Genomic DNA, 2,766 nt, shown 5'->3' with positions numbered 1-2,766 from the left:
ATACGAAGCCATTTAATTTCTTGAGTCCAGCCTCTTCCCTTCCAAGCATAAACTACGCTGCGATACTTTGTTGACATGACGTTTTAAAATTAAAATAGCATTTCCGAATGAATTAGAAAAAGCGATGTCAGGGCTGGCGACCTGATGTGATTCTACTGACAGTACCGTCCCTGGCCGTTAGTGTACCAGCTGCTTTACTCGGTTGGTTGTACAACTGCCCAGTATTACTGAATTTACAGGATATTTTGCCAGAAGCTGCTGTACAGGTTGGTCTAATTAGAAACAAACTAGCCATCCGTATCTTTGAAGCTTTAGAGAAGTTTGCCTACCACACTGCTCATACAATCACTGTTATTTCTGAGGGATTCGTTGACAATTTAGTCAGTAAAGGAATACCTAAAGACAAAATTACCTGTATCCCCAACTGGGCGAATGTTAATGTTATCCGTCCCTTACCCAAACAAGGAAATTCCTTTCGCACTGCTTACCATCTTGATGGCAAGTTTGTAGTACTGTATTCCGGTAATATTGCCCTGACTCAGGGACTGGAAACAGTAGTGAAGGCGGCTACTCTGGTCAGGCATATTCCAGAAATTGTCTTCGTCATTGTTGGAGAATCTAAGGCTCTACAGCAGCTACAGCAAGACTGTCAGACTTGCAAGGCTAGTAATGTCAAGCTTTTACCTTTCCAACCCCGAGAGAAGTTACCAGAAATGTTGGCAGCAGCAGATATAGGTTTAGTTGTGCAAAAGCGTAACGTTGTTTCCTTTAATATGCCCTCAAAAATTCAAGTGCTATTGGCTTGCGGACGACCCATCATTGCTTCTGTGCCTTTGAATGGAACTGCAGCGCGAGTTGTTCGACAAAGTGGTGGCGGTGTAGTGGTACCACCACAAAAGCCCCAGGTTTTAGCATCTGCAATTGTCGAATTGTATGAAAATCCTGAGCAGGGGGTATCTCTAGGTAAACAAGGTAGAAAATTTGCTCTGAAGCACTTCGCCTATCAAAACGCTCTCAACCGCTATGAAGCACTATTAACTCAAATTACTAAGAAGCCTAACCATAATTCACTGATTGAATTACAGCAGTTTTCAGATTTATAACCTAGGTGAGACCAGATACATCAAATCAGATCCTGTCCCGTGGTACGTGGTAATTTTTACCGATACTACCGGACTGGATATCATAACCCAATTTAGAACTTCCATATATTTAGATGTTTTCCCCTTTGCCTTTTCCACCTAAGCCTTTTGACTTATTTCGTGCTGCTTCCAAGAGTAAACGTTGCTCAGCACGGGTAATTGCCTGGTAAGTCGCTTCCACATCTTTAACATCAACAGAAATCGAAGTAATTCCCCACTGCACCAACAGATCAATCAGTTCCGGATCTTGAACCGTAGCTTGACCACAAATTGAGCAAGGAATACCAGCTTCTTTTGCCATTTCGATTAGTTGCTGAATTGCTTGCTTGACCACTGGATGGCACCCTCCCACCAGTGTTTCCAACTGCCTTTGCTCCCGATCAGCTCCTAGTAAAAGTTGCGTCAAATCATTAGTACCAATAGAAATTCCTTGAACACCTGCCTTAACATAGTCTGGTAGCAGAAACAACACAGATGGCACTTCTGCCATAATCCAAAGTTGAAAATCCGGATTATCAGTAAGTCCTACCTGTTCTACCCGACGGCGGCAAAAGGTAAATTCTTCCACAGTACGTACAAAGGGCAAAATCAGCCGTAAATTCCTGCAGCCGTAAGCATAAACCTCCTGTAAAGCTGCCAGTTCCAGATCAAAGCTAGCTGGGTCACTCAGATAGCGACGAGTGCCACGTAGACCAAGCATCGGGTTAACTTCCGCTTCCGTTACCAAGTGATCCCCACTCAGGGATGGAAATTCATGGGAGCGCCAATCCGTGGAGCGATAAAATACAGGACGTGGTGCCAAGGTAACCGTAAATTGAACAATTAACTGAGCCAAGCGTTCTACTAACTCACGCTCATGGCCTTGTCTGTGCCACTGACTGGGGTGCAGATTATTCAAAATCTCTAACATCATCAGTTCTGAACGCAATAACCCCACTCCATCCACTGGCAAACCCACAATTTTTTCTAGGGAGTCCGGCTGGCTAAGATTAACCAATAATTGAGTAGCAATGGGGAAAGTATTTTGAAAGTTAGAAGCTTGAAAGTTGACTTTTGCTTTCCTTTTTCTTAATCCTGAGCCATGCAACTTTTCAACCGGAAACCCTTGCTTAGTTCCTAGCCGATAAACTTCCCCCTGTCCCCCATCCACGAGTATAGACTCGCCAGTTTGTAAAATTTGGGTAATACCAGCCGCACCCACAACACAGGGAATACCAAGTTCTCTAGCAATAATCCCAGCATGACTAGTTATCCCTCCTTGTTCAGTAATAATAGCGGCTACGTGCTTGAGCCCAGGTAGCCAGTCAGGAGAAACACTTTGGGCAACCAAAATTCTACCAGAGAGGATTGCTGAGACGTTTTTGCCCTCACCCGATATCACATGAGCAGTTGCTGTAACTCTTCCTGGTGCTGCGGGTAATCCTCTCACAAGCATAGGCGTCATGGATGGGTTGACAGTGTGTTCACTAGAGTTGCTCCCAATGGAGTCCGATGATGCTTTAGGCACATTGGGTAGGCTACCCACTTGTAGAGAGGTAAACAGCTTGCCGATGAACACCTTGCTGGCCGGAAAATTGCTCCGTCGAACTGCTAATGATGGGCCTTCCGGTCTAGGTATTCGGGT

General features: G+C 44.8%; 2 protein-coding genes and 1 pseudogene. 2 read left to right on the top strand and 1 reads right to left on the bottom strand.

Going from position 1 to position 2,766, the window contains the following annotated elements; all coding sequences use genetic code 11:
• Window positions 1-131: 131 nt before the first annotated feature.
• Both F6J94_RS34575 and F6J94_RS32680 read left to right on the top strand, forming a co-directional pair.
• Window positions 132-425: pseudogene (locus F6J94_RS34575) on the top strand (glycosyltransferase); the annotation flags it as partial.
• Window positions 408-1,103, top strand: coding sequence for a glycosyltransferase family 4 protein (locus tag F6J94_RS32680; protein ID WP_367142316.1), 696 nt, complete (start codon window positions 408-410; stop codon window positions 1,101-1,103). The pseudogene F6J94_RS34575 and the gene F6J94_RS32680, both read left to right, overlap by 18 nt.
• 109 nt (window positions 1,104-1,212) lie before the next feature.
• Here the strand turns inward: F6J94_RS32680 and F6J94_RS32675 are convergent.
• The coding region (locus F6J94_RS32675) for a putative PEP-binding protein (RefSeq protein ID WP_293047847.1) at window positions 1,213-2,766 on the bottom strand (1,554 nt) is incomplete at its 5' end.

This window comes from Moorena sp. SIO1F2, assembly GCF_010672755.1.
Classification (GTDB): Bacteria; Cyanobacteriota; Cyanobacteriia; order Cyanobacteriales; family Coleofasciculaceae; genus Moorena.
The sequence above is the reverse complement of the archived record's forward strand: the minus strand, read 5'-3'. Positions and strand labels throughout refer to the sequence as shown.